General features: G+C 62.4%; 24 protein-coding genes and 1 pseudogene. 9 read left to right on the top strand and 16 right to left on the bottom strand.

What is annotated here, in order from left to right; translation table 11 throughout:
* Positions 1-164: 164 nt before the first annotated feature.
* The 10 genes from PAF18_RS16095 to PAF18_RS16050 form a co-directional block, all read right to left on the bottom strand.
* Positions 165-653, bottom strand: a complete 489-nt coding sequence (locus PAF18_RS16095) for a YciE/YciF ferroxidase family protein (RefSeq protein WP_090525163.1) — start codon at positions 651-653, stop codon at positions 165-167.
* Between the two features lies 1 nt (position 654).
* Positions 655-1,761, bottom strand: a complete 1,107-nt coding sequence (locus tag PAF18_RS16090) for a glycosyltransferase family 2 protein (protein ID WP_090525164.1) — start codon at positions 1,759-1,761, stop codon at positions 655-657.
* On the bottom strand, positions 1,758-2,321 hold the full coding sequence (locus PAF18_RS16085) for an SAM-dependent methyltransferase (protein WP_090525166.1): 564 nt from the start codon (positions 2,319-2,321) through the stop codon (positions 1,758-1,760). The genes PAF18_RS16090 and PAF18_RS16085 overlap by 4 nt, the downstream gene beginning before the upstream one ends.
* The gene (locus PAF18_RS16080) at positions 2,321-2,992 is read right to left on the bottom strand and encodes a PIG-L deacetylase family protein (protein ID WP_271118179.1); all 672 of its coding nucleotides are present in this window, start codon (positions 2,990-2,992) and stop codon (positions 2,321-2,323) included. Before PAF18_RS16080 ends, PAF18_RS16085 begins: the two co-directional genes overlap by 1 nt.
* 29 nt (positions 2,993-3,021) lie before the next feature.
* Positions 3,022-4,119 carry an acyl-CoA dehydrogenase family protein gene (locus tag PAF18_RS16075; RefSeq protein WP_143025692.1) on the bottom strand — a complete coding sequence of 366 codons (1,098 nt, stop codon included), beginning with the start codon at positions 4,117-4,119 and terminating at the stop codon, positions 3,022-3,024.
* Positions 4,116-5,135 carry a glycosyltransferase gene (locus PAF18_RS16070; protein ID WP_271118178.1) on the bottom strand — a complete coding sequence of 340 codons (1,020 nt, stop codon included), beginning with the start codon at positions 5,133-5,135 and terminating at the stop codon, positions 4,116-4,118. The genes PAF18_RS16075 and PAF18_RS16070 overlap by 4 nt, the downstream gene beginning before the upstream one ends.
* A gap of 32 nt (positions 5,136-5,167) precedes the next feature.
* The gene (locus PAF18_RS16065; RefSeq protein WP_090525173.1) at positions 5,168-6,136 is read right to left on the bottom strand and encodes a glycosyltransferase family 2 protein; all 969 of its coding nucleotides are present in this window, start codon (positions 6,134-6,136) and stop codon (positions 5,168-5,170) included.
* Positions 6,133-7,602, bottom strand: coding sequence for a glycosyltransferase family 2 protein (locus PAF18_RS16060; RefSeq protein WP_090525175.1), 1,470 nt, complete (start codon positions 7,600-7,602; stop codon positions 6,133-6,135). The genes PAF18_RS16065 and PAF18_RS16060 overlap by 4 nt, the downstream gene beginning before the upstream one ends.
* Positions 7,603-7,788: 186 nt before the next feature.
* Complete coding sequence (locus PAF18_RS16055; protein WP_090525177.1) at positions 7,789-8,526, bottom strand: Crp/Fnr family transcriptional regulator; 738 nt, start codon at positions 8,524-8,526, stop codon at positions 7,789-7,791.
* Between the two features lie 10 nt (positions 8,527-8,536).
* A complete protein-coding gene (locus PAF18_RS16050) occupies positions 8,537-8,980 on the bottom strand; it encodes an MgtC/SapB family protein (RefSeq protein ID WP_176805137.1) in 444 nt (147 codons plus the stop codon).
* A 173-nt stretch (positions 8,981-9,153) separates the two neighbouring features.
* On the opposite strand from PAF18_RS16050, the gene PAF18_RS16045 reads away from it, so the two are divergent.
* Together PAF18_RS16045 and PAF18_RS16040 are read left to right on the top strand one after the other, a co-directional pair.
* The gene (locus PAF18_RS16045) at positions 9,154-9,669 is read left to right on the top strand and encodes a DUF421 domain-containing protein (RefSeq protein WP_090525274.1); all 516 of its coding nucleotides are present in this window, start codon (positions 9,154-9,156) and stop codon (positions 9,667-9,669) included.
* A gap of 1 nt (position 9,670) precedes the next feature.
* Positions 9,671-10,912, top strand: coding sequence for a cation:proton antiporter (locus tag PAF18_RS16040; protein WP_271118177.1), 1,242 nt, complete (start codon positions 9,671-9,673; stop codon positions 10,910-10,912).
* Positions 10,913-10,960: 48 nt separating this feature from the next.
* On the opposite strand, the gene PAF18_RS16035 is transcribed toward PAF18_RS16040, so the two are convergent.
* Complete coding sequence (locus PAF18_RS16035; protein ID WP_090525183.1) at positions 10,961-13,069, bottom strand: catalase; 2,109 nt, start codon at positions 13,067-13,069, stop codon at positions 10,961-10,963.
* Positions 13,070-13,301: 232 nt separating this feature from the next.
* Between PAF18_RS16035 and PAF18_RS16030 the strand changes: the two genes are divergently transcribed.
* Complete coding sequence (locus PAF18_RS16030) at positions 13,302-13,592, top strand: carbon-nitrogen hydrolase family protein (RefSeq protein ID WP_271118176.1); 291 nt, start codon at positions 13,302-13,304, stop codon at positions 13,590-13,592.
* A gap of 32 nt (positions 13,593-13,624) precedes the next feature.
* On the opposite strand, the gene PAF18_RS16025 is transcribed toward PAF18_RS16030, so the two are convergent.
* Positions 13,625-14,821, bottom strand: a complete 1,197-nt coding sequence (locus PAF18_RS16025) for an IS256 family transposase (protein WP_271115968.1) — start codon at positions 14,819-14,821, stop codon at positions 13,625-13,627.
* Between the two features lie 282 nt (positions 14,822-15,103).
* On the opposite strand from PAF18_RS16025, the gene ku reads away from it, so the two are divergent.
* From ku to PAF18_RS16005, 4 genes and pseudogenes are all read left to right on the top strand, one after another.
* A complete protein-coding gene (ku, locus tag PAF18_RS16020; protein WP_271118175.1) occupies positions 15,104-15,928 on the top strand; it encodes a non-homologous end joining protein Ku in 825 nt (274 codons plus the stop codon).
* Positions 15,929-18,388 (top strand): DNA ligase D, encoded by a 2,460-nt coding sequence (ligD, locus tag PAF18_RS16015; RefSeq protein ID WP_090525189.1) that lies wholly within the window; start codon positions 15,929-15,931, stop codon positions 18,386-18,388. It begins immediately after the preceding gene.
* Positions 18,389-18,499: 111 nt separating this feature from the next.
* On the top strand, positions 18,500-18,853 hold the full coding sequence (locus PAF18_RS16010; protein ID WP_176805139.1) for a PRC-barrel domain-containing protein: 354 nt from the start codon (positions 18,500-18,502) through the stop codon (positions 18,851-18,853).
* 135 nt (positions 18,854-18,988) lie between these two features.
* Positions 18,989-19,448: pseudogene (locus PAF18_RS16005) on the top strand (type I restriction endonuclease subunit R, EcoR124 family); the annotation flags it as partial.
* A 226-nt stretch (positions 19,449-19,674) separates the two neighbouring features.
* Here PAF18_RS16005 and PAF18_RS16000 read toward each other — a convergent pair.
* The 4 genes from PAF18_RS16000 to PAF18_RS15985 all read right to left on the bottom strand — a co-directional run bounded on the left by PAF18_RS16000 (position 19,675) and on the right by PAF18_RS15985 (position 22,797).
* Entirely contained in the window at positions 19,675-20,082 is a 408-nt protein-coding gene (locus PAF18_RS16000) for a PIN domain-containing protein (RefSeq protein WP_090525191.1), read from the bottom strand.
* The gene (locus PAF18_RS15995) at positions 20,072-20,302 is read right to left on the bottom strand and encodes an AbrB/MazE/SpoVT family DNA-binding domain-containing protein (protein ID WP_090525193.1); all 231 of its coding nucleotides are present in this window, start codon (positions 20,300-20,302) and stop codon (positions 20,072-20,074) included. The genes PAF18_RS16000 and PAF18_RS15995 overlap by 11 nt, the downstream gene beginning before the upstream one ends.
* Before the next feature lie 78 nt (positions 20,303-20,380).
* The gene (locus PAF18_RS15990; RefSeq protein ID WP_090525194.1) at positions 20,381-22,255 is read right to left on the bottom strand and encodes a relaxase/mobilization nuclease domain-containing protein; all 1,875 of its coding nucleotides are present in this window, start codon (positions 22,253-22,255) and stop codon (positions 20,381-20,383) included.
* Positions 22,252-22,797 carry a ribbon-helix-helix protein, CopG family gene (locus PAF18_RS15985; RefSeq protein WP_176805141.1) on the bottom strand — a complete coding sequence of 182 codons (546 nt, stop codon included), beginning with the start codon at positions 22,795-22,797 and terminating at the stop codon, positions 22,252-22,254. The genes PAF18_RS15990 and PAF18_RS15985 overlap by 4 nt, the downstream gene beginning before the upstream one ends.
* Before the next feature lie 674 nt (positions 22,798-23,471).
* On the opposite strand from PAF18_RS15985, the gene PAF18_RS15980 reads away from it, so the two are divergent.
* Both PAF18_RS15980 and PAF18_RS15975 read left to right on the top strand, forming a co-directional pair.
* Positions 23,472-24,188 carry a nucleotide-binding protein gene (locus PAF18_RS15980; RefSeq protein ID WP_271118239.1) on the top strand — a complete coding sequence of 239 codons (717 nt, stop codon included), beginning with the start codon at positions 23,472-23,474 and terminating at the stop codon, positions 24,186-24,188.
* On the top strand, positions 24,188-24,862 hold the full coding sequence (locus PAF18_RS15975; RefSeq protein WP_271118238.1) for a hypothetical protein: 675 nt from the start codon (positions 24,188-24,190) through the stop codon (positions 24,860-24,862). Before PAF18_RS15980 ends, PAF18_RS15975 begins: the two co-directional genes overlap by 1 nt.
* Positions 24,863-24,976: the final 114 nt, after the last annotated feature.

The following is a 24,976-nucleotide window of genomic DNA, read 5'->3' as shown; positions in this document are numbered from 1 at the left end:
ATGCTTACGTCCATGGTGGGTCCCGCCTTGTTCCGAAACCTTACCCTACCACGTCGACCACCAGGTTTTGCCCACCCCCCAACCTTTCAGGTACGGCGTGGTTCCGGCCGTCAGATAGCGCGGGCAGGAAACCGCTTGGTGAAAGGAATGGACTTCAAGATCCGTCAGGCCATCGCATCCACGTTCCGCGAGCGTTCTGCCAGCTCGGTCATGAAATCGTCGGACCCGTAGATGTTGTCCAACGCTTCGTCGAGCTTGCGCGCCGCCTCATCATTGCCGAGTGCCTCGGCGAATGCCTTGGCCGTGCCGAACCCGGCGATGCCGTAATGGCACATGCGCTGGTATTGCGCGATGATCGCCACGTCGAGCGCGGCACCGCTCATGTCACTGTCGAGCGCGTGCTTCCTGGCCTCCTTCACGAGCCCTTCCATACCCTTGCAATGCTCTTTCTTCACATCGGCACCGGTGTCCTCGAGCACGGATTTCAGAAGGCGGGTATGCTGGTCGATCCCTTCCTTGGCGGAACTCAACCGGTCGGCCAGCTTGCTGTCGGATGCCTTGTCGGCCATCGCCGACACCACCTTCGACATCTGGTCGTTTGCGGACCAGAGATCCTGTAGTTCATCGATATAAAGGTCTTTCAACGTTGCCATCTTATGCTCCTTTCACGGTCGGCAGTGCCGACGCATCGGTTTGAGTGGGTGCGGGCAGACGATCCACAGGGACCGGACAGGCCCGCATGCCGGGGCCAGCGGGGACATTTGCTGACCCCTTGCCCGGCAGCAGCGTGTCAAGGTGGGAACATGGCCTCGTTGCTGCCGAAGCTATCGAGGCGGATATCAGCCGCTCCGAATTCCTGAACGTCTCCAGTATTTCAATATGCCGCGGGAGATCCCGCACATGCAGGCGGAAGCGGGCGGGCACCTGCGGCGGCCAGGGGCCCAGCGTCTTGCCGCTGGCCTGCGTGACCAGCCAGTCCGCCGGCGGCAGGCAATCGTCGATCAGATAATCCAGGCCCCCGATCCGCGCCTTCAGCGCGACGGACATGCCCCCCGCCGCGCGTCCGATCAGGCGGCACGAGGCCTGCACCGTCACATCGTCGGCGTGACGGACCCGGCAACCCGCCGCGCGGAGCGCGCGGACGATCCGGCGGTCTTCGCCGCAACGAACGGGCGCGAACCCGCCTCCTGCCAGATAGGCCGCGCGTGTGAACCCGAGGCTCGCCCCCGCCGCTTCGCCGTGGGTGTCGCCGATATCCGCACATCCGGGCGCGTGGCGGGCGTAGATGTCCTGCACCAGGGCCCTATAGGTGCCTTCCAGTTCGGCGAGGTGAGGGTCCATGCCATCGAGGATATCTGCCTCGCCCGCGATCAGATCGACCTTGCCGCAGACAGCGTCCGCCGTCTTCAGGTGGGCAAGGTTCTGCGCGATCCAATCCGGGGCGACGATGCAATCGGCGTCGGTGGTCAAAAGGTAGCGCAGCGCGGGCATGGTCTGCAGGGCGTGATCGCATCCGATCCGCCGGGCGGTGCCGACACCCTCCCGTGAAGGCAGTGTCCGTTCCAGCACCGTCAGGTCCAGGTCATGCCGCGCGGCGATGTCGTGGGCCCCGCTGCCGGTGCGGTCGGTGGTGTTGTTGAGCACCAGGATCACCACCGCGTTGCCTTGTCCGGCCAGGGCGGTGAGACAGGCACCGATCCGGGCTTCCTCGTTGCGGGCCGGGATGACGATGGCGGTGTCTTTTGCGGCGGGGCGGGTCATGTCGTGCCCTTCGCCAGTCCGCGGTCGATGCGATACCCGTCGGTCTGCGCCACGCAATCGAACTCATGGGTGTCCAGCGCCGCCGTGAAGATCGCCAGCGCCTCTTCGCCCTGCAAATCATGGTCGGTTTCGCCAAGCCAACTCACGCAGAGCACCTCCGCCTTCGGCCAGGCGCTAGCGATATCCAATGCCAGTGTGCGCAAGCTGCTATCATCGAGGAAATAGAGGATTTCGGACAGGATCAGCAGGTCGAAATCGCCCCTTGGCAGCGGACAAGGGTAAAAGTCGTGGATGAAGGTGGAATCCGGCACGGCACGGCGCGCTGCCTCGATCGCGATGGCCACCGCATCTATGCCGGTATAGCGGTCACAGATGTCCACCAGATGCTGTGCAAGCTGCCCGTTGCCGCAGCCCAGCTCGAAGGCCGAGGCGTAGCGGGGCCGCGTCAGCGCCGCCCGCGTCGCGGCGAACTTGGCCTGTTCGTAACCGCTGTGCTCGAAATCCCAAGGGTCCGAGGTGTCGGCATAAAGCGCGTGCAGGTGATCGCGGCCCACCCCCATCACGGCATCCTCCAGAAGATCTCGTCTTCGGTCACGAATTTCTCGATGAACCCTACCGGAAGAATGAAGCCCGATGGATCATCGGTGACGACCCTGCCCAGTTGGCTTCGATGCGATTGGATTGCCGCGCGTTTCCTGTCGCGCAGGTCCTCCGGGGGCACGCACACCGGGGCGTGACGGGTGGCGGTCTGGCGGAAATCGGGATCGTCCCAGCGGCACCAGACGGGATAGCTGTAGAACGCCCACTCCGGGCGGCGGCGGCGCAACGCGCCGGCGAACCGCGCCGTCGCCTGGTGGTCTTCGTGGTGATCCTCGGCGGCGGGCACGAAGACATGGCGCGCGCCATGACCTTCGATGATCTGTTCCAGCCTGGCGGCAACCTCTGTCGCATCGGCCTGATAGAGACGGCTGTCGGCCATGCCCAGCCAGGTCAGATCGCGCGCGGAACCGCCGAGACATTCGATGGCCGCTACCATCTCCGCACGTCGCTGGCGGGCCAGCCGCCGGGGCGTCCATTGGCAAGATCCGGGGTGGCTCGCACTGCCATCCGTCAGGCAGATGACATGCGCGCCGGCGCCTGCAAAACCCCGCGCCAGAAGTGCGCCGCAGCCGAGGGATTCATCGTCGGGATGCGGGGCCAAGACGACGAGGCTTTCGCGACCCTCGAACACGTCCGGCAATAAAGGGCGGTGCGCGACATTCATCCGAACACTCCCCAGATGCGCCCGTCTTCCCCGAGAGCCGTCTGCGCCGCGCGTTGCAGGAACGCATCCCGCGCGGCCTGCCGCAGATAGACCGCCAGATCGCGGGCCATGCGTCCGGTCTCGGAACCGGCCTCGAAATGCCGCAGGCCGATGCTCTGCTCGACGGCCCGGATGGCATCGAGCCCGACCTCCTCGGTAAAGAGCCGGGCCGCGATAGAGGTGGTAACGATGTCGTCCGGCGCGATGTGGCGATCGGCAGCGGCTTCGGCGGTGCGCTCGGTCAGGGCCATGCCGGCCCATGTCCGCATCAGCACATCCATCAGGCGGCCCTTCTGGGCCTCTGCCCCCATGCGGCCTGCGGCGCGAAGCTCTGTCGCGGCCACGTCCAGCAGGCCGACGGTGGCGCCGGCCTGCAAGGCCGCGATCCGCCAAACACCGCCGACGAAATGCGGCTCCTTCAGGTAATCGCCGGGGTCGCCGATCCATTCGATCCTGTCGACCGGCAGGCCGGTGAAATCAAAGCTGCCCGAGGCAGTCGCCCGCATCCCCTGCATGTCCCATGCGGACGGGTCCGCGGGGGCGGCGTCCGTCACATCGACCAGCGCCAGCCGCACCTCGGGACCGGAATCCACAGTGACCAGCGCATGGGTCACGGTGCCCAGCCCCGAGGCATAGCACTTGCCGCCCTGCAAATGCTGCCCCGTGGCATCCAGCGTCACCGGCGCCGCGCCATCGGCCCCCCAGACGCCCAGCAGGGCACCCTCGGCGATCTGGCGATCGACCTGCGCCTCTTGCACCTTCGTTCCATAAAGGCGGACCAGGTGCAGCGCGTTGACATGCCCTTCGAACAGCCTCCCGATGCCGAGGTTCGCAGCGCCCACCTGCATCAGCACCCGGGCGGTGCGGGCGGGATCGGTCGCGCCGTCATCGGTCAGAAGGTCCGCCTGTCGCAGCAGATCGATGGAGCGGCCGATCGGGCGCGCGCCGCGTTCCTCTTCTGCGGCGGCGGCCCGCAGGGCCTCCGCGACATCGGACGGCACCGGCCCGGCGGTGGTCGAAGGCGGCAACTCGGCAAGGGGTCTGGAAGCTGTCATGTGCTCTTTACCATCTCCATCTCAGGATGCCTTGCAGCGGCGTGTTCCAGCAGCTGCACCCAGTCCCCGGTGACCCGGCCCAGCCGGAAGGCGGGATTGGCGGTGACCTGCGGCGGCGCACGCCGCCACGCCTGAATGCGCCCAAGGATCTGCGCCGGGTCATGGCCATCCACGCGCTGCGTGGCATCCGCCACGATTTCCGCATTGGCGCCCAGCCCATCATGCACCAGCACCGGCGTGCCGACCGCATTGGCCTCGGCCAGCACCAGGCCGAAGGTCTCGGCAAATGTCGTCTGGGGATAGAACAGGCAGAGCGCACGGCGCATCTGCCGGATGAGCGCCCCATGGGACAGGGATCCCAGAAAAACCACGCCCTCGGGCACCGGCCCGGTATCCCAGCGCAGATAGCCCGGATCGGCCACGGCAAGGGTCAGGTTCGGAAGGTCACGGCGCAGGGCGGCGAATTGTTCGAACACCTCGGCCAACCCCTTGTGGGGCGAACTGGCAAAGAGCAGCAGGTCGGGATCGCGGGGCGTGGCGTCGGGGTGCAGATCGTCATCGAGCGGATCGTAGATCACCCGAATGGGCGGCACATCCTCCGCCCCGAGAAACCCCGCAAGCGCACGGGCGTGCGTTTCGGACACGCAGATCACCGTGATTCCGGCAGCCTTCAGCGCCGCGGCCATCTTGCGGTTATGACGGCCGGGATAGACGTGCAGCCAAAGAAAGATCGGCGTGGCTGGATGCCGCTTGCGCAGCTTGATCGCCACCTTCCACCGGTTGATGACGATCAGGGCGGCTTGGTTTTGCGCGTCATCGAGGTCTTGCAGGGGCCGCAACTTCCCTGCCTCGGACAGGTGCCTGTTGCTGCGACCCTGCTGATACTGCGTGATCTCGAACCGGGAGCCGAGTGCAGCGGCCACCCGCAGCACCGTCGCTTCGGTGCCGCCAAGACCGCCGGTCCCGAGGTCGGGCAGGTCGTAACCCGCGGCAGAGCACGGATCGACGATTCCCACGGGCGCGCGCGCTGTCTCTTGGCGAAAGGCCTTCATTGCGCGGCCATCCGTGTAGCAGGAAAGGTGGCGAGGATTTGCGCGACACTGGCCGACGTGGCGGGCGTGACCGGCATGTCCCGCCGCGCCAGCAAGTCGGGCCGGCTGACATGGCTGACGCCGAGGGTCGGGATATCCACCGGCACCGGGGCCACCCTGCCGTTCTCCCGCCACACCTCGACCTTGGCCCAGACCTTCTGCCGGTCCGCCCTGCGCCGGGCGCTGTCGTAATCCGAGACCGTCGATTGCGTCAGGCTGTCGGGCGTCTCGATCTTGGTCAGCAACAGTTCCGGCACGATCCAGACGATCTCGCCGTTCAGGATCAGCCGGTTGCGGAACTCGCGGTCCTCCTCGATGCAATCCTCGAACCCGCCGAGACGGCGGAACACATCCGCGCGGAACAGGCCGGAGTTGATGTGCGTCCACTCCCCCGGCACCTGCGCGCCCATCTGAAGGTTCGGGAACACGTCATCGAGCAGGGACAGGTCGCGCCGGATCTCGACGCGCCGCCCGTCCGGCAGGATCAGTTCGTGGTGGGTGAGCGCGGCGCTGACCTCCAGCCGCTGCCCCGCTTCCTTGCCCGCCAGTTGCCAGTTCAGGCAGTCGTCGGCACCGATATCCTGCGCGGTCAACACGCGCACCTGGTGCAGAACCTTGTCGCGGTGCGGGATGTCGTCGGAATCGTGGAAGGTGACCGCATCGCCCGCGGTCAGCAGCAGGCCAGCGTTCTTGGCATTGGCGGTGCCGAGGTTCTGCGACAGCCGGATGTAGTTGAAACGCGGATCGGCCAGGAAGCACCGCACCGCGTCTTCGGTCGCGTCGGTGCTGGCGTCGTCGATCACCGTGACGCGGATGTTCCACCAGCTTTGTTCGAGTGCCGCGCGGATGGCACCGACGATTAGATGAGCGCGGTTCCAGGTCGGGATGACGATATCGACCAGGGGGGATAGCGGATCGGATGTCATGCGGAAACCTCCTTCACAGGTGAGGCGATGGTGGCACGATAGGCGCGCAGGCTCCTGTCGGTCAGCAGCGCGGCGGGCAACGGCAGCAGGAGCGCCAGTAGCGCGGCGCGGATCAGCGGCTCCGCAGGGTGCCCGCCGAGCAGCAGCAGAAGCGCGGTGAGGAAAACCACGAGGTGACAGATGGACAGGGAACCGGAGCCCTTGCCGCCCGATTTGTCGGTGACCACGAATTTCAGGCGGCAGCCCGCGAGCGCATCGAAGGTCGCCTTAGCCGATTGCGGCGCCAGCGCGATGCGACAGGCCAGCGCGTGGAGGATGACCGGAAGGGCCTGCCCGTCGCGCAACCCGCGCGCCACGACGCGTGAAACGATGTCGCAAAGCGCGAGCAGGATGGCCACCGCAGCCAGCGCGGCGGCGACCGTATGCCCCTGCGCGGTCAGCAGCCAGACCGTCAGCAGCGCGAAAGGCACGAGGGCGAGGCTGAACCATGCAGTCAGTTGCGTGAGGATCACCAGCCGCTTGTGCAGCTCGAACTCGCCCGCGGGGGTGAGGATCGTCCGCCCATGCCGCAGCAGGGTCTGGACGTTGCCGCTGCACCAGCGATAGCGCTGCCTTTCGAGATCGCGCAGCGACAGCGGCAGCAGCCCCTTGCCCACGACCCGGTTGATGAACCGGCCCGCGAAGCCCGCGTGGCAAAGCCGCACGCCCAGGTCCGCATCCTCGGTCGTGGTGGCGCCCGACCACCCGCCGACGGAAACCAGCGCGGTCTTCGAAATCACGCAGAGCGTGCCGGTCAACAGTACCGCCTCTGCCTCATCGGCGGCGGCGGCATTGGTGCGGAAATATTCCTCAAGCTCGGCATCCACGCCCGGTGCGGTGGTCGTAGTAGCGACATAGGATTGCGGAAACTGCACGTAATCCGCCGCGGTCCGGTGCAGCGCCTCCGCCGCGCGGCGCAGGAAATCGCGGTCGACCACGTAATCCGCATCGACGGTGACCACATGGGTCGCATCGTCGCGCGTATGCGCCAGCGCGATGTTGAGCGCGCCGGCCTTGGCACCCTTGACACCCGTCCGGTGCAGGAAGGCGATCCGGCCCGGATGCGCGGCGCAAAACCTCTTCACCGGCTTCCACACCGCGGGATCGGCGGTGTTGTTGTCCATCACGACGATCTCGTAGGCATCCGACGGCCAATCCTGATCCAGCAGGGCCTGCAGGGTGCGGATCACCAGCCGGGGCGGTTCCGCATGGGTCGCGACATGGATTGAAAAACGCGGGCTGGCGAAGTCCTGCCGACCCGTCGCCAGCCGGGCGGGCAGACAGGAAACAAATGGCCGAAGGCCCATCAAACCGATCTGAACCACGATGATGACCGCACAGAGGAACAGACCGACCGCCGGGAGGACGGCAGACAGAATCAGTATTCCCCAGATGAAGACAGCCCGCAGTTCCACATTCGCCCCCAAGCGTTAGTTAAATAGCAATAAAATTTTTCGATCAGTAGCTTGTTAGATTTCGACGCTACCGACGGTCCAACAAAGTCGTTGCTCGTCGGTTCCCACTTCGGATGATTCATCGCCGGCGCGGGTGTGCCAAGGATGCGCGACACCGCCAAACCATGCTTTCAACTGGATTGAATTCCGCCGCGGCGGTCAGTCTTGCGGAAACCAGGAGGTATCCATGTCGGCATAGCGATCATGGAAATCCGTAAGTTCTATCATCGCATCTTCCCGAAGGATCTGGAGCCGATGCTGATCGCGGTGAATATAGCCATCCTCTTCCATCCGGATGAAGGTCTTGCTGATGTAGACATTGGTCAGGCCGAGGTAATCAGCGATCTGGCTCTGCGTCATCGGCAGGCGAATCGTGTCGGTCATGCCCGGATTGGTGATCCGGAGACGGGATATGAGATCCAGCAACATGTAGCTGACCCGTTCCTGCGCACTCATCCGGCCCATTGCGCGGAGAACATCAATCAAAACAACCTGGTCGCGAAGTGCTATCGAAAGCAAAAGTGCTGAAAGCTTCGGAGACTCGCGCAGGATCTCGTCCAGCGACGATTTCGGGAATGGACACAGGCACACCTCTTCGACAGTTCGCAGCGTGGTCGTGGAGTGCTTGAGGGTGACGTCGGCGAAACCAATGACGTCGCCGGGATGATGGATCTTGACAATCTGGCGCCGACCATCGGGCAGATCGGTAAAGCTGAAGGCCCAGCCATGTTTGACCACGTATAGGTCCTTGTTCTCGTCGCCCCCCTGATACACTTCCCGTCCTGCATCGAAAATGCGTTCGGCTCTCTCAAGCTTAGCCAACCTATCACAATCGGCCTCGGAAAGTGAGACGTAATGCGACAGCTTGGTAACGAGACAACTGGATGTGCTGGACATGAAAATTTTCCTATCTGTTGCCTCTGATATGAAGGCAGTCGAAAATATTGAGAACGACGCAGATGAGCACAGAGATAAATGCCGCCTCCTTGAGGAAACCTAGCCCGCAAGCGATGCCAATCGACCCTACAGCCCAGATTGCGGCTCCGCTGCGGACACCTTTTAGTCGCCCGTCGTCACTGGGCGACATGATCGCCCCCGCTCCGAGGAACCCGATGCCACCGACAATACCCTGAATAAGGCGGGTAGGGTCAATACTGAGGGCCTCATCCTCGGCCATGCTGCTCAGAGCAAAATTGAGGGTAACTGCCATTAAGGCGGTAGAGCCGATCGCAACCAAAACGTAGACACCCGCCCCTAGAGGCTTTCCTTTGATCTCGCGATCAAGCCCGACGATTAACCCACACCCCCCAGAAAAAAGGACGCGAAGTATAAATTCACTGAAATCGACCACTAACCGAGAACTCCCTGTTCTGATGCCTACCCTGCCATATACTTTCTTTAAACCCCGCTGCCTTGCGTGGATTTAATATGCATTGAAACGGGGTATTCCGCACGCGGCTATGGTCGCGTTTGAACGAATAAGGTCTTGGATGCAAAAAGCACCTTCAAACAATGGATACATTGATGTTTTTTGACGGACCTATACTCGATGCGTTGGCCAAGGGTTCCCTACTGAGCGCGGTCGGCATTACCTGGATCATCCTGCTGGTCCGCGTAGTCGGATTGCGATCATTCTCGAAAATGACGAATTTCGACTTCGTCATGACTGTTGCCATGGGCTCGCTTCTGGCCGGGGCGTCTCAGTCGCAGGAATGGGCGGGATTTCTTCAGACGCTGACGGCGATGGCCAGCCTCTTTGCCGTCCAGTATGGCGTCTCGCGGCTGCGACGCTGGTCGCCGCGACTCGACGCGCTGGTTCAGAATACGCCGGTCCTGCTGATGAAGGACGGCGTCATCCTGCACGATGCCTTGCGCGCGACGCGTGTTGCCGAGGAAGACCTGATCGCAAAGTTGCGGGAGGCCAATGCGCTTGATTTCTCATCCGTTCGAGCCGTGGTGCTGGAGACAACGGGCGATATCTCGGTGCTGCGTGGCGATCATGTGGACGAGGCCCTGTTTAAGGGGGTTGCCGACGCCTGAAATGGAAACCGATGCCTTCTTCGAATTCAGCACCTATCACCTGACCCTCGCGGTGGCGGGATGCATCGTGATCCTGGCGCGCTGGTTTCCGCGGCTGGTCTCCTCGCGGGAACCGGCGGCCGCCCCGCTGATGATCCTGCTCGGGGCCGCTGCGGTCCTCACGGTCCCCGGCCTGCCCGCACCTCCCGACCCGCGCAGCGCCCCCCTGCTGTGGGAGGTCGTGGCGGAAATCACCGTCATCGTCGCGCTCTTCGCCGCCGGAATGCGGGTCGACAGCCTCGGTCCGCCGCGGAAATGGGGACCGACGCTGCGGCTGCTCGTGATCGGGATGCCCCTGACCATCCCGGCGGTCGCGCTCCTGGGCGTGGTTCTGGGTGGGCTGACCGTCGGCTCCGCGCTTCTGCTGGCCGCCGTGCTGGCACCGACCGACCCGGTTCTCGCCGCCGATGTGCAGATCGGACCACCCCAAGAGGGACAGGAGCATCCGGTGCGCTTTGCCCTGACCACGGAGGCCGCACTGAACGACGGGCTGGCCTTTCCCTTCGTCTACCTCGGCCTGCTCGTCATCGCGCAGGGTCTGGCCCCCGGCGACTGGGGTCTGCGCTGGCTGCTGGAAGACGTGATCTACCGGATATCCATCGGGGCCGCGATGGGCTGGGCCGGGGCTTGGCTGCTGGGCCAGATCCTGTTCAACCTGCCCCGCGAAACCCGGCTGGCCGATACCGGCTCCGGGGTGATCGCGATTGCCGGGGTGTTCCTGTGTTATGGCTCAACCGAACTGGTCGAGGGCTACGGTTTCATCGCCGTGGCCGCGATGGGCCTGTCGCTGAGGCGTATCGAGAGCGAACACCATTATCATCGGCATCTGCACGATTTCTCGGAATCCATCGAAGACGCCCTGACGGCGCTTCTGCTGATTGCCCTGGGTGGCCTGCTCCCCGCTCTGGCAGCGGACCTGACCTGGAACCATGTCGCCATCGCGGTGCTGCTGATCGTGGTGCTGCGCCCGCTGGCGGGATGGGTATCCCTGACGGCAAGGGCGTTAGCCCGTTCCGACCGGGCGGTGGTTGCCGTCTATGGGGTGCGCGCGATCGGATCGATCTACTATCTGGCCTATGCGACCAGCCATGCCGATCTGCCGCATATCTCTGACCTGTGGATCATCACCGCGCTGACGATCTTCCTGTCCACCATCCTACCTGGTTTCTCGGTGGGCTGGAGTATGGATAGGATCGGGCGCTGATCGTCGGGTCTCTTGCCGCCGGTCACACACTAGCGGCAAAGAAGCTCTTCATTTGCGCTGCCAGAATCTCAGTTTCCCGCAAGCTTTGATGAAAGCCGCACAGTCGCCCTTTTTCGCAATCCGGAATACGCCGTCATCGAAATCGCCGACTCCCGCTGCGTGAAACAATTTCTCGGCTTCACCAGCGAGTGCGATGAACTTCGCATGTGCAAACGCGTCGGCAGCGAAGCCCTTGGCCGGGGGCATGGACTTCAACTTTTTGATCCCGTCTGCCGATGCCATCACGGCCACAGCATCATAGAGCACGGATGGCCCGCCATCGACTTTCTGATCGGCCGGCACGCGTTTACCGTCGGACGTCTTGATGCCGCCGATGGTCGGCGCGACGATCTCGACCATGCCGCCCGCATCCTTTACAGCGTCTCGAAGTGAAGCCAGCAGATCACCGTCGATCCCGTCTGTCACGAGGATCCCCAGCTTGCGGCCCTTAAAGTTGTCCGGCCCGTTCTTGAGGATCGAAAGCGCGTCCGATGGCTTGAGACCCTCGACCATGTCGCGCCGAGGCGTGTGGGCCTTGGGGAGTTTGTCAAAACCCAGCCCATCTGCGACCATCTGCGCCAGATCAGGGTCGATGTTCGGCAGATGCGCCACGACACGCTCGCGGATGTCCAGCACCTCGCATTTCGACAGCTCGAAGATCAGCGCGTCGGCGATGTGGCCCTGCTCCACCTCGGTCTGGCTTTGGTAAAACTGCCGCGCCTGACTGTAGTGATCGGCGAACAGCTCTGCACGCACCTTGCGCTTCTCACCCTCGACGGCTTCTGGGAACGACGTGAAACCGCTCTCCGGATCGGCGCGGGGGCCGCCATCCTTCCAACTGTTCGGCTCGTAATTGGCGCGGCCCGCCGGGTTGTGCATCGCCATGTGGCCGTCCTGCTGGAAATGCGCAAAGGGACATTTCGGCGCATTGACGGGGATATGAGTAAAGTTTGGACCACCCAGACGTTTGATTTGTGTGTCGAGATAGGAGAAATTCCGCCCCTGCAGCAGCGGGTCGTTGGTAAAGTCGACGCCCGGCACGATGTTCTGGGTGCAGAACGCGACCTGTTCCGTCTCGGCAAAGAAGTTGTCGACCACGCTGTCCAGCACAAGCCGCCCGATTATACGCACGGGCACGTCCTCTTCGGGGATCAACTTGGTCGCATCCAGCACATCGAAGTCGAACGTGTCGGCAAAGGCGTCGTCAAACACCTGCACGCCCAGTTCCCATTCCGGGAAATCGCCCGCTTGAATGGCTCCCCACAGGTCGCGTCGGTGAAAGTCGGGATCGGCGCCATTGATCTTGACCGCCTCGTCCCACAGGACCGATTGCAGACCCTGCTTGGGTTTCCAGTGGAACTTGACGAAATGGCTCTCCCCCTCCGCGTTGACGAAGCGGAATGTGTGAACTCCGAACCCCTCCATGAACCGGAACGACCGCGGAATGCCCCGGTCCGACATGGTCCACATGACCATGTGCATGGCTTCGGGCATGAGCGAGATGAAATCCCAGAAGTTGTCATGCGCCGATTGCGCCTGGGGAAAGGCGCGATCAGGCGCTTCCTTGACCGAATGCACCAGATCGGGAAACTTCATCGCGTCTTGGATGAAGAACACCGGGATATTGTTGCCGACGATGTCCCAGTTGCCTTCCTCGGTATAGAGTTTCACGGCAAATCCGCGTGCATCGCGGGCCAGATCCATCGACCCCTTGTTGCCCGCCACGGTCGAGAACCGGACGAATGCCGGCACCTTGCGGCCCTTCTCCTGCAAAAGATGCGCGGACGTAAGCTCCGGGATCGGGTCGGTTGTCTCGAAATATCCGCGCGCGCCATAGCCCCGGGCATGCACCACCCGCTCGGGGATACGCTCGTGGTCGAAATGAAACATCTTCTCGCGGAAATGGAAGTCCTCGAGCAAGGCTGGACCCCGCGGCCCCGCTTTCAACGTGTTCTGATTGTCCGAAACCGGCACACCCTGCGATGTGGTCAAACGCGCGCCATCGGATGACTGCTGATGCGTTTCGCCGCCTTGCCCCGTTTTTTCGCGACGCTCAGTCGTCTCATTTGATTTCTGCGTCTCGATTGAGGGACGAAATTGCGGTGATTTTTCAGACATTTGTGTTTCTCCAAGGGATTGGTGCGCGCGCAGACAGGCTAATATCGACCAAAGCAGATCCTACGCCGGTTAATATTCCATAGCTTCCATCTAGATTGATGCGACGAGACGTAAAGTCATGCCTACCAATCTGATTGAAAGCCGTCTGCGACCTCAAACGAACGTCCGAGCTTGTCTCGAGCGTCGGAAGATCTGCCAGACCGCTCACCCTCCTTCCAAACTGGAAAAATCCATGGAATTTGTCTTGATCGACTTCTGGGCCGCCAATCTTGAACCGGTGGTGCCGGATTTGCAGGTTTGGCTTGCTGCACTGGAAATGCGGGTCGCACAGACGGTGGCTCGGGGAGGTCACATACTTGTCCTGCCGGAGTTCGCCTGCGCCCAGTGGTTGAGCTTTGCGCCCGCAGATATGGCGGAGGCAGACACCCTTGAATGGCTGTTCGAATGCGGGGAGGTAGCGCTCGATGCGATTGCGGCGATGTCTGCGAAACATGGTGTGGTAGTGCCCCGGGGGATGGTGTAAGAGCGCCGACCTTCGGAGAGGTCCAAAGCTGATCAGGTCGCCACGGCGGACAGCCTGATGTCGGGATTGTCGGTGACGCGCGCGAGGCTTTCAAGAGACATATATCTCCGCGCAACCGTCCATTCGTCATTGGTTTCAAGCATCAGCGCGCCGACGAGCCGGATGATTGCCTCGTCGTTCGGGAAGATGCCGATGACGTCAGACCTGCGCTTGATCTCCCGGTTCACCCGCTCCAGTGGATTTGTCGACGCGATCTGAGCCCAGTGCTCGCGGGGAAAATCCATGTAGGCGAGCACGTCGTCGCGCGAGACGTCCATGAGGGTGCCGAGCCTCGCCTGCTTCTCGCGCAGTGCGTCCGCGACGACCTCCCATTGGGCTTCGGCATCCGCCTTGTTTTCCTGGGCGAAGATCGTCTTCAGCATGGCTGCCACAGCCGTGCGCTGCTTGGTCGGAGCATGGGCGAGCGCGTTGCGCATCCAGTGAACGCGACAGCGCTGGTGCGTTGCATCGAACACTCGCCGCGCAGCAGCCCGCAGCCCCTTGTGGTCATCGGCTACGACCAGCTTCACACCGCGCAGGCCACGGTCTGCGAGAGAGCGCAGGAAGTCGGTCCAGAACGTTTCTGCTTCGGAAGGACCGGTGGCGACGCCGAGAACCTCGCGCTTGCCGTCCTCGTTGACCGCGACGGCGATTATCACAGCGCGGCTGACGATCCGTCCGCCCTCACGCACCTTCACGTAGGTCGCGTCGAGCCAGAGATACGGCCAGGCTCCTTCCAGCGGGCGAGAGAGGAAGGCGTTCACCCGCTCGTCGATTTCGACGCAGAGGCGACTGACCTGGCTCTTCGACATGCCGCCCGCGCCCATGGCCTTCACCAGATCGTCCACGGAGCGCGTGGAAACACCTTGGACGTAGGCCTCCTGAATCACCGCCACGAGCGCCTTCTCGGCTGTGCGGCGCGGCTCCAGGAAGCTGGGCAGGTAGCTCCCTTTTCTCAGTTTCGGGATCTCCAGCGCGATCCGCCCGGCACGGGTGTCCCAGTCCCGGTCCCGGTAGCCGTTCCGCTGAACCTCCCGCAGGGGCGAACGTGCGCCCTTCGCGGCGCCGGTTCGCTCTTCTACCTCCGCTTCCATGATCCGCTCGGCCGCGAAGGCCAGCATCTCGCGGACGAGGTCGCCGTCAGCCTGCTTCTCAACCAGCTCGATCAGCGTCATTCTGTCGTCGGTCATCGTCATCTCCGTTCTTGGTTCAAGGTCTCGCAACCCGAACCTGCCCGAAGATCGACGATGGCCGCCAGCGTCACACCCGGCCGCGCGCTGCGCTACGCCAGGGGCTCCGCGCGCGGCCTCCTACACCAACCGGTGGGGCACTACCCATGGTGTTTCGATACTTGCAGGCACGATACCCTTCCTGACCGAACCGGAATGTGGAACAATTGTCGGTTTCGATCTATATCTTTAGGCATCCCGTCTTCGATCATGGCGGCGCATCCTGCAGGGAGAAGGACCGACATGGCACCGCGCGCACTCTGGAAGGGACAGCTTCGCCTGTCGCTGGTTTCCATCCCGGTCGAGATATTCTCGGCCACCAAATCCGGTGCGCGGGTGTCGTTCCGCCAGATCCACAAGCCTTCTGGCAAGCGCATCCGCTACGAGAAATCCTTGCCCGGCATCGGCCCGGTCAAGACCGAGGACATCGTAAAAGGCTACGAGGTCGATGACGACGAATACATCCTGCTCGACCCGGACGAGATCGACGCGATCAAGCTGGAGACGAAAAAGACCTTCGAACTGGTGCAATTCGTCGATGCCTGCGAAATCTCGCCGCTTTATTTCGACAAGCCCTATTACATCACCGCCTCGGACGATCTGGCGCAGGATGCCTACCGCGTGGTGCGCGATGCGTTGCGGGCCGCGGGCAAGGTGGGTCTGGGGCAGGTGACGATGCGCGGCAAGGAATATCTGGCCGCCGTCAAACCCTGCGGCGACGGGCTGCTGATGGAGACGCTGCATTACGAGGACGAGCTGCGCGAGGCCGATCAGATCTTCACCGATATCGAGGACGAGAAGGTCGACAAGGAGTTGCTGGAGGTCGCCACCTCCCTGATCGACCGCAAGAGCGCGCCCTTTGATGCGAGCGCCTATCACGACAAGTATGCCGAGGCGATGCAGGACCTGCTGGACGCGAAGATGAGGAACAAGAAGACCCCGCGCGTGCGCACGGACGATGACAGCGGGGGCGGCGACAATGTGGTCGATCTGATGAGCGCGCTGAAACAGAGCCTGAAGGACGCCGACGGCAAGAAGAAAAAGAAACCGGCCAAGAAGGCGTCCTAGATGGCGAAATCCCCCGATCCGCTGGCCGATTACAACGCGAAGCGGGATTTTTCCCGCACCGCAGAGCCGCGCGGTCAGGTGGGGGCGGGAGGCGCGAAACGCCGTTTCGTGGTGCAGAAACACGCGGCTTCGCGCCTGCACTACGACTTCAGGCTTGAATGGAACGGCGTGCTGCTTAGCTGGGCGGTCACGAAGGGGCCGTCGCCCGATCCGGGCGAAAAGCGCCTGGCGGTGCGGACGGAGGACCATCCGCTGGACTACGGCGATTTCGAGGGCACGATCCCGAACGGCGAATATGGCGGCGGCACGGTGATGCTGTGGGACACCGGCGGCTGGGTGCCGCAGGAGGATTTCGAAAAGGGGCTGAGCGACGGCAAGCTGAAATTCACCCTGCAAGGCCAGCGGATGAAGGGCGGCTGGGCGTTGGTGCGTATGCGCGGGAAACCGAATGAGACGCGCGAGAACTGGCTGCTGATCAAGGAGCGCGACGATTACGCCGAGGGCAACCCGGACGGCTTTACCAAGGGCAAGGCGGTCTCGGTCAAGACCGGCCGCAACATGACGCAGATCGCCGAGGACGCGCCCGCCAAGGCTCCGCCCGATCCCGCCCCCGACCGCTGCCGCAAGCGCCCCGCCTTCGTCAAGCCGCAGCTTGCCACGATGGTGGCCGAAGCCCCAGAGGGCGACGACTGGTTGCACGAGACCAAGTTCGACGGCTACCGCTGCCTTGCAGCACTCGGCAAGGGTGGCATGCGGCTCTATACGCGGTCGGGCAAGGACTGGACCGATCGGTTTCACGCACTGGACGGCGCGTTCGACCCCCTGCACTGCGACGCCGCCCTGATCGACGGCGAGGTGATGGCCGCACGCATCCACGGCTCGGCCTTTTCCTCGCTCCAGAAGGCGTTGAAACAGGGCAACGCGCTGGTCTTCTTTGCCTTCGACCTCTTGCGCATCGACGGCGAGGATCTGCGCAAGCTGCCTCAGATCGAACGCCGCGAACGTCTGGCAAAGTTGCTGTCGGGTGCGCCCTCCGGCGGCCCCCTGCGGCTGAGCGAACATATCGTCGGCAAGGGTCCAGAGGTGTTCGCCAATGCCTGCAAGGCGGGTGCGGAGGGGATCATCAGCAAACGCATTGACGCCCCCTATCGAAGCACCCGCAGCAAGGCGTGGCGCAAGGTCAAATGCACCCGCCGACAGGAATTCGTGATCGTGGGTTATTCGCCGTCCGACAAGGCCGGGCGGCCCTTTGCCTCGCTGCTTCTGGCCAGCCACGAGGGTGGCGCGCTGCGCTACAAGGGCAGGGTCGGCACCGGGTTTTCCGACGCTGTGATGGAGGCCGTGGCCCGGGCGATGACCGCGCGCAAGAATCCGCCCTGCCACGATGTCCCGGATGACATCGCGCGGGAGGCGCAGTGGGTGCGCGCCGATCTGGTGGCCGAGGTCGAGTTCACCGAATTCACCGGCGACGGCTATGTGCGTCATGCCAGCTTCCTCGGCCTGCGCGACGACAAGAAAGCCGACGACGTGCGACTAGAGGCACCGATGACCGACGATACCGAAACCACCGTTCAGGGCATCCGCATCAGCAATGCGGACCGCCCCGTGTTCCCCGACGCAGGCTGCACCAAGGGCAACGTGGCGCGGCATTACGCGCAGGTCGGCGAACGCATGATCGCGCTCGCCGGACACCGTCCCCTGTCGCTCTATCGCTGCCCGTCCGGCATTTCCGATCCGTGCTTCTTCCAGAAGCACGATGTCGGCGGGATGCCCGGTGAACTGTCGCGCGTCAGCGTCGAGGAAAGCGACGGCGACAGCGCCGATTACCTCTATGCCACGCGGACCGAAAGCCTGATCGCCGCCGCGCAGATGGGCAGCATCGAGTTCCACATCTGGGGTGGGCGGACCGACCGGCTGGAACGTCCCGATCGGCTGGTGTTCGATCTCGATCCCGACGAGGGGCTGGGTTGGACCGATGTGCAGGAGGCGGCCTTCGATGTGCGCGATACGCTGGCAAGTCTGGGTTTGCAAAGCGGTGCCATCGTCACCGGCGGCAAGGGCGTGCATGTCTGGCTGGCACTGCGGCGCACCCGCGGCTGGGACAGTGTTAAACTGTTCGCCAAGACCTTCGCGCATGTGATGGCGGCGCGCGCGCCCGACCGTTACACCGCCACCATGTCGAAATCGAAACGCCGGGGGCGCGTCTTCATCGACTGGCTGCGCAACGAACGCGGCGCGACGGCAATCGCCCCCTATTCCCTGCGCGCCCGCCCCGGCGCCCCCGTGGCCGTGCCGGTGACATGGGACGAATTGAAGGACCTGGAGGGGGCTAACAGCTTCTCGATGGCTGATATGGCCGCGCGGCTGGAGGCGGATTGCCCGGCGGCGCAGGTCCAGGACAGCTTGCAGAGCCTGAGCGATGGCGTGATCGACGCGCTTCAGGCTTTTGCAGAGAATTGAAAGATACCATTTCCAAATCGACTCCGGCAAAATGCCGCCATCCTGGACACGCGGGGCGGAACCCGGCGGTATGGTTCTCGGTTCGTCCCGCAGTAAAATGAGGAAGATCAAATGGACAATTCCGCACATGCAAGTCTCGTCTCATCCGACGATGTGGACGGGACCGACGTCTATGGTAACGATGGTGCCCACATCGGCACAATCGACCACCTCATGATCGACAAGCAAGCCGGCAGGGTCGGCTACGCCGTGATGGGCTTTGGCGGTTTTCTGGGGCTCGGCGAAGACCATCATCCGGTCCCGTGGGGAAAGCTGTGTTACGATACGTCCAGAAACGGCTTCATGACGGACATCACCGAGCAAGAGGTAAAGGGTGCGCCTGCCCGTAACGACAACTGGTATGCGGACCGAGACTGGGAGCGCCGAACGCACGATCATTATGGCGTTCCACACTACTGGATTTGAAGAGCGCACCGCAGACACATCAGCTCAGCGGCGGTGTCCGTTCGGGGACCGCCATTTCTGCATGGCCCGTTGCGGCCTGTCCTGTTCCTTTCGAAAAATCCTTTCCGCTTGTGCGGCATCATGTGGAACTGGCTGGAAATCAATCTGGATTACATCCTCGAGCTAATCTTCGAGCACAACAAAAAAACGAAGAGCAAATCAGAGCTCGTTGGCGAAGTTCGCCGTGTCATCCGCGCCTGTATTGGCAACCGCGCGAAAGAAAGTCTCATCGTCGATTCCATCAATCAGATAAACCTTGACGAACTGGGGGACAAGGCCGGGGTGATTGAGGCGTTTTTTGCCTTCGCACAAGCCGAGCAACGCCGGGAAGCGGAAGAACTGATAGCGGATGAAAAATTGAACTCGGATGCCGCCAAGCGCTACACCGCGACGTCGGTCAAGCGCGAATATGCGAGCGAAAACGGCACGGAGTTGAACTCGATCCTACCGAAAATGAGCCCGCTCAATCCACAATACTTGACCAAAAAACGAGATGTGTTCCACACGCATCTCTGCGTTCGTTGAAAAGTTCAAGGGCGTTGGCGGGAAAATTTAGGCGTGTTGATGATCGATGGTCAAGAACCACTGTATACCAAATATGGTTATCTATTCAGGTGCGTCTCGAACGTCCGGTTTCGGGTGGAGCCTTAGTCCGTTTGCGTCCGCAGCGAACTTCCGCTTTCCGCCCAAACTTTCATAGGCCAGCGAGGGAAAACACGCCGACCCTGCACCTAAGCTGGACGGGTGATCACATGGCGATCCATTATAGATAGCTGCGCGGATCATATTTGCGCGGCGAATGGATTACGGATCGTGATCCTGTCAGCCACCCTGAACCCGTCCTGCATGTCCTCGGAAAGCACGGTGTCGCAGCCTGCCAGCAACCCGGCCGCGACGATCATCGCGTCATAGACAGACAGCGTGTGTTTCCGCGCCAGGGCTATGCCCAGATCATGGGTCTCATAGGTCAATGGCTCAACGGTCACAAATTCACGGATCATGAGCAGAAATTCATCGCTCTGCGACCAGCTCATCTTGAACTTCCGCTGCGTGACATTCGCGATCTCGTTCAGCACCTGCACGCTGACCGTTCCGCCGTCACGCAATAGCCCTTCGGCAATGTCTGCCTTGGCTCGGTCGTCGGAGAGAAGATAAAGCAGGATGTTCGTGTCGAAGAACCTACCTGGCATTCGCCTCGTCCCGGTCGAACCGATAGCCCTTGGGCATCAACCCGCGAAACTCGCGCAAGCGTGCCAGAATTTCTTCGGGGTCGCGGCGGCGTCGCACCTGAAAATGCCCGGCATCAGTGGCCGTGATTTCGATCTCGTCGCCCGCCTTAAGCCCGAGTTCCTGGACCATCCGCGCAGGCAGGCGGACGGCCAGAGAATTACCCCATTTCGCGATCTGCATGATTTGGGCTCCGCCTTGAATGATACACATCGTCGATAATGTATATCTTGCCGACCGGCCGTGCAATCGGTGATGCGATTACAACTCGTGACCGAGATCCTTATTGCGCGAGACGTGATGCTCGTCGGCCTCCTGCTCGGCCATCTTCTCTTTGACCTGCCGGGTCTGGGCGAGGGTCATGCCGACTGACTGATGGGATTCGCCCGCCGCGGCCACAGCCCGCGCGATCGCCCGACGCTGACCCGCATCAGGGAAGTCAACGGCCAGGGCGTTGGTGTCACCCGTCGCGAGCCGCGCCATGGCATTCTCGCCATAACGTTCGCGGAAGTCGAAACCGAAGCGGGCGGCATGCTCGTCATTCTGGAACTCGACCTTGCCGTGCTGGGCATGGGAATCGGCCATGGCGGACAGCGCGCGGGTCAGCTTGTCACTCGTGGCTTCCTGCTCGATCGGTACCGCGCGGGAAATCGTGCGGGCAGCCGCCGCATAGAAGGTATCGACCAGATCGGCCGCCCTGCCCCGCCCTTCCTCGGAAGACAGATCGATCTTCTTCGCGTCGGCTACAGCCAGGATATCGGCCTTGATCCATTCGCGCTCCTGCCAGGCATTTGCGGCTCCGGTCACCATCCGGGACTGGATCACGATCGGATCGAGACCTGCCTTCTCTGCGGCCGCGCCGATCTGCGCCGTCATTTCCTTTGAGCCATCCGGCCCGATGACCTTGTGCTTGTCCTCGATGGTGATGCGATCTCCGTCCATCTGCACTTGATAGACCGGGGTGCGCGGGGCATGGTGCATCAGCTGCGCGCCGCGATCATCGCCCAGATCGCGCACGATCTCCGAGGCAATACCGTAGAGTTCCTCACGCATTTCGCGCTGCTCCTGCACGGGCAGGCGCGAAATGTCCTTCTCGCTTTCATCCAGCCAGTTCCCGAAGGCATTGGCCAGATCGCCGCGATTGCGGATGGTATCGAGGTCCATGACGATCTCCTGATTTCGGTGATTGATGATGCCGCCCTGTTCCAGCAGGTCGGCTGCGGCCTCGATCTTCCGGGCCAGGTCCTCGTCGCTGATGAGCGTGGCCACGACCGCGAGACTGCGCAGCGTCTCGATATTGCGCTGAATGTGATCGAGGGCATCGCTGAGCGCCCTGCCCTGGCGGCGGGCCTCGACGGGCTCACGGCCTTCACGCGCAGCCCGCTCGATCTCGGCCCGTGACGGCCCATAGGTCAGGACGCCCCGGTCCAGGCGGCTGCTCTTGTCCAGAAACATGCCCTGCCCGGCGGCGATCTCGACCAGCCGTTCCTTCATGAAATCCAGATTAAAGGCGTGGTCCTTCGCCATATAGAACCAGTCGCCATTCTCCAGGCCCCGGTTGTTCACGACGACATGGACATGCCTGTTGACCCGATCGGTGTGCAGGGCCGCAACATAGGCCCATTCCTCGCCATCCGAATGCAGACCGGACTGGAACATCTCCATGCACCATTCTTCGACCACTGGCCGGCCGCGCTCCCCGCTCACATCGAAGGGGAAGGAAACCAGCAGATGCGTGGTATGGCCGTTCTTCGGATCGCCGGTCCATTCGTCAGACCACTGATCGACGATCACCTTGCGCTGATCGCCGTTCAGCGTCCGGGCGCGCGGGTCCAGATCGGCCATGTTGCCGAACACCGCCGCTGCCTTGGAAAAGAGGTAATCCAGCTGGTTGCCAAGCTGCTTTCCGGTGTGCGTGCCGCCATTGTGGATCTTCTTCAGCACCACCGCATTCGAGCCCTGGGCGACGCGCCACAGGCCCGCCGCCCGCCCGGAAAATTTCGGCTTCGGGGTCATGAACCTGTCGAACTCGCGCGCGACCTCGGCCTGCTGGAAGGCCAGCATACCCGCCCCGCCCTGCCAGATCGGAAACTCGATCTCGCCGATCAGCGCCTTTGCCAGTCCAACCCGGCTCATGCCTCACCCTCGATAAATGCCTTGAAGAGCCGAACGCCACGCCGGCGCTGCTCAGCAACGACCGCCTGAAGGAAGGTGCGCACCTTCGGCATGGTGAGCCGCAAATCGTCCAGGGCGTGCATCTGACCCTTCGCCAGCTTGATCTTCCGAGTGTTGGCAGCAAAGGCGATCTGGTTGATGTTGACGCCAATCTTGTGAAGCTCGTGTTTGATTGCCTCAAGCTCCGAGGCCTGCTCGGCCGGAAATTCGAGCATCCCGACGCTGGATCGCAGCAAGGTGCGCAGCACATCGGAACGACTTTCTGTGCCAAGAACCCCTTTCAGCCTGTCCAACTGGTGCACCTCCTCGGGGGATAGCCGCACGGTAACGACACTTCCATAGGTCGTGGTCGCCTCGGATTGACGCAGTTTCAGGGCCTTTTCCTTCTTGATCGCCTCAGGCGCGGCACCAACCGCGTCAGCAACCGTGGAAACAGCCCCGCCCGCCTTCAACTGGCGGATGGCCTCTGCCTTCTGGTCTTTCGTCAGCGATTTACGCGCCATCAATAGTCTCCTGACGATGGCGGTCAGACGGCTTGTATACATTCCGCATTTCCTGCCACTTCCCCATATGTGCCAGAGTAACCCAAGATCGCCCACCAAACAATCGGAAATCGCGGCCGTAGGCTGCGTCGATTGAGGCGATCGCTGCGGTTGCTCGGTGCGGCACATATGGCCCGTTTACTCACCCCCTCAGGAAGTGTCGCCACCGCGACACCGCTTCAGGCGCGCGCAGCGGGCCGTCAGAGGGCCATTCAGGGCTAAGCCGCAGGGGTGATAGCCAAAACCCGCCAGCAAGCCCCAAGCGCCCTCTCAGTGCGGCCTAGTCGCCGGCACCCACAACGGATCGCGCGGTGCGTTTTACGGATGTTGCTTGTTGCACCGTGCATGTCGGTTAGTGCATGTCGGTTAGTGCATGTCGGTTGGTGCATATCGGTTGGTGCATGGCGTTTGGCGGATGTCGTTTAGCGCATGGCGTTTGGTGCATGGCGTTTGGTGCATGTCGCTTGGCGCATGTCGCTTGGTGCATGTAGCAATTTGGAACGCGTATCCCGCGTGCCGTATATTGCTTGACGTATTTCGTACCACGGAAAACGCATAACGTTTGCAGTACGGCGCTTTTCGGTTATCGTGTTACGCATCACGGACACCGCATCACGCAGAACGGATAGCGCATTATGGGCACAGGCAGACGAATCATCGCAGTCATGAACAAGAAAGGCGGCTGCGGAAAGTCGACGCTCGTGCGCGGTCTTGCTTCTGTGGCCATCGACCGAGGCGAGCGTGTGACGATCTTCGACACTGACAGTAACCAGGGCATCGCTGAATGGATGAACGAAGCGCGCAGCCAGGGCTATTGGCATGACCGGATCAATGTGATCGGCACATTGAGCGCCGAGAAGGTGCTTGAGGACATTCAGGCGCTATACGAAGGGCCGGACGAGAATCACCTGATCCTGATCGATACTTTCGGCGGTGGATCAGAAGCGCATGACGAAATGGCGATGACCGCGCATCTGATCGTCTCGCCCTGCCGCCTGTCATCGCAGGATGTGCGCGACACCACTTCAACCGGCATCTGGCATGAAAAACTGAAAACCCGCGTCGATGATCCCGATCATGTGCCGCCTTTCCGTGTGGTCGGAAGCCATGTCGGCAAATCTATCAGCGAATCCGCGAAGACGCAGATCGCGATCATGTTCGAGACGCTGCCGACACTGGAAGATTTCGTGCTGGACCGGGCCTGCTACGAGCGCATGAACGACACCGGGCTTCTGGGCGTCATCCGTGACAAGCACCCGAACCGAAGCCTCGTGCAATCAATCGTACCAGGCCTGACCGAAATGGGCGAATTGCTCGACCAGTTCGACACGATCATCAAGGAGAATGCGTAATGGCCAATCTCAAGGCACGCGGGTTGGTTCTCAAGCGAGATGACCGTTTCGCGGCGCGTCTCGATGTGGCAAAGCCAGTGGCTGCGCCGCAACCGGCCGAGAAGCCCGCGCCGAAACCATCCGCGAAGAAATCAGCATTAACCCCGAGACCGAAACCAGCCGACACCCCGCAAGATAAGCCGGCGAAGCCGCCGATTTCCGCACCGATCACGGCGTCTGAACCAGATGCCGCGTCTGAAAGTTCCGCACCCGCAGAGGCTCGCAAAACCACTGAGGACATGAAGGCGCCGGGCGAAGCGGGCAGGGGGCCGAAGGTAAAGCTGCGCGCAACATTCCGCTGCCCGTCCGACCTGGCCGAACGGGCAACAGCCTGGGCGGAAAAGGCCCGCTGTCCGGTAAGCGCGGTGTTTCGCAAGGCCATGGGCGAGTTACGTCCGCAACTGATCGAGAGGATCGAGGCCGGTATCGAATACAGCGAGATGCCCAGCGATCGCATGACGGATGCCAGCCATCAGTTTGACACCTCGATGATGATCAGCCAGGCTGCGTATGAACGGTTGGCGAAAGAGATCGATCCGGAGGCCATGACCGGGATCGAGGCCCCGATGTCGCGATGGGTGCGGGCGCAGTTTCTGCCGCATTTCGACACATGGCTTACTGGCAAAGGTCACTAGTCGACCGGGGCGAATTAACCCCCACTAACACCCCTAATGGCGATCTCGGTGCTGGTGTGGACCATATATGCTTGTGAGGTCCGCGCGTATGCGCGGCCCGCGGTGATCGGGTGA

This window comes from Paracoccus sediminicola (assembly GCF_027912835.1).
Classification (GTDB): domain Bacteria; phylum Pseudomonadota; class Alphaproteobacteria; order Rhodobacterales; family Rhodobacteraceae; genus Paracoccus; species Paracoccus sediminicola.
The sequence above is the reverse complement of the archived record's forward strand: the minus strand, read 5'-3'. Positions and strand labels throughout refer to the sequence as shown.

Coding starts and splice junctions, on each gene's coding strand:
- PAF18_RS16000 (WP_090525191.1), bottom strand. CDS start 20,082: ATGCCAGGTAGGTTCTTCGACACGAACATCCTGCTTTATCTTCTCTCC.
- PAF18_RS15980 (WP_271118239.1), top strand. CDS start 23,472: ATGGGCACAGGCAGACGAATCATCGCAGTCATGAACAAGAAAGGCGGC.
- PAF18_RS15990 (WP_090525194.1), bottom strand. CDS start 22,255: ATGAGCCGGGTTGGACTGGCAAAGGCGCTGATCGGCGAGATCGAGTTT.
- PAF18_RS16025 (WP_271115968.1), bottom strand. CDS start 14,821: ATGACCGACGACAGAATGACGCTGATCGAGCTGGTTGAGAAGCAGGCT.
- PAF18_RS15995 (WP_090525193.1), bottom strand. CDS start 20,302: ATGCAGATCGCGAAATGGGGTAATTCTCTGGCCGTCCGCCTGCCTGCG.
- PAF18_RS16065 (WP_090525173.1), bottom strand. CDS start 6,136: ATGACATCCGATCCGCTATCCCCCCTGGTCGATATCGTCATCCCGACC.
- PAF18_RS16085 (WP_090525166.1), bottom strand. CDS start 2,321: ATGGGGGTGGGCCGCGATCACCTGCACGCGCTTTATGCCGACACCTCG.
- PAF18_RS16075 (WP_143025692.1), bottom strand. CDS start 4,119: ATGACAGCTTCCAGACCCCTTGCCGAGTTGCCGCCTTCGACCACCGCC.
- PAF18_RS16055 (WP_090525177.1), bottom strand. CDS start 8,526: ATGTCCAGCACATCCAGTTGTCTCGTTACCAAGCTGTCGCATTACGTC.
- PAF18_RS15985 (WP_176805141.1), bottom strand. CDS start 22,797: ATGGCGCGTAAATCGCTGACGAAAGACCAGAAGGCAGAGGCCATCCGC.
- ku (WP_271118175.1), top strand. CDS start 15,104: ATGGCACCGCGCGCACTCTGGAAGGGACAGCTTCGCCTGTCGCTGGTT.
- PAF18_RS16040 (WP_271118177.1), top strand. CDS start 9,671: ATGGAAACCGATGCCTTCTTCGAATTCAGCACCTATCACCTGACCCTC.
- PAF18_RS16095 (WP_090525163.1), bottom strand. CDS start 653: ATGGCAACGTTGAAAGACCTTTATATCGATGAACTACAGGATCTCTGG.
- PAF18_RS16045 (WP_090525274.1), top strand. CDS start 9,154: ATGTTTTTTGACGGACCTATACTCGATGCGTTGGCCAAGGGTTCCCTA.
- PAF18_RS15975 (WP_271118238.1), top strand. CDS start 24,188: ATGGCCAATCTCAAGGCACGCGGGTTGGTTCTCAAGCGAGATGACCGT.
- ligD (WP_090525189.1), top strand. CDS start 15,929: ATGGCGAAATCCCCCGATCCGCTGGCCGATTACAACGCGAAGCGGGAT.
- PAF18_RS16090 (WP_090525164.1), bottom strand. CDS start 1,761: ATGACCCGCCCCGCCGCAAAAGACACCGCCATCGTCATCCCGGCCCGC.
- PAF18_RS16030 (WP_271118176.1), top strand. CDS start 13,302: ATGGAATTTGTCTTGATCGACTTCTGGGCCGCCAATCTTGAACCGGTG.
- PAF18_RS16035 (WP_090525183.1), bottom strand. CDS start 13,069: ATGTCTGAAAAATCACCGCAATTTCGTCCCTCAATCGAGACGCAGAAA.
- PAF18_RS16010 (WP_176805139.1), top strand. CDS start 18,500: ATGGACAATTCCGCACATGCAAGTCTCGTCTCATCCGACGATGTGGAC.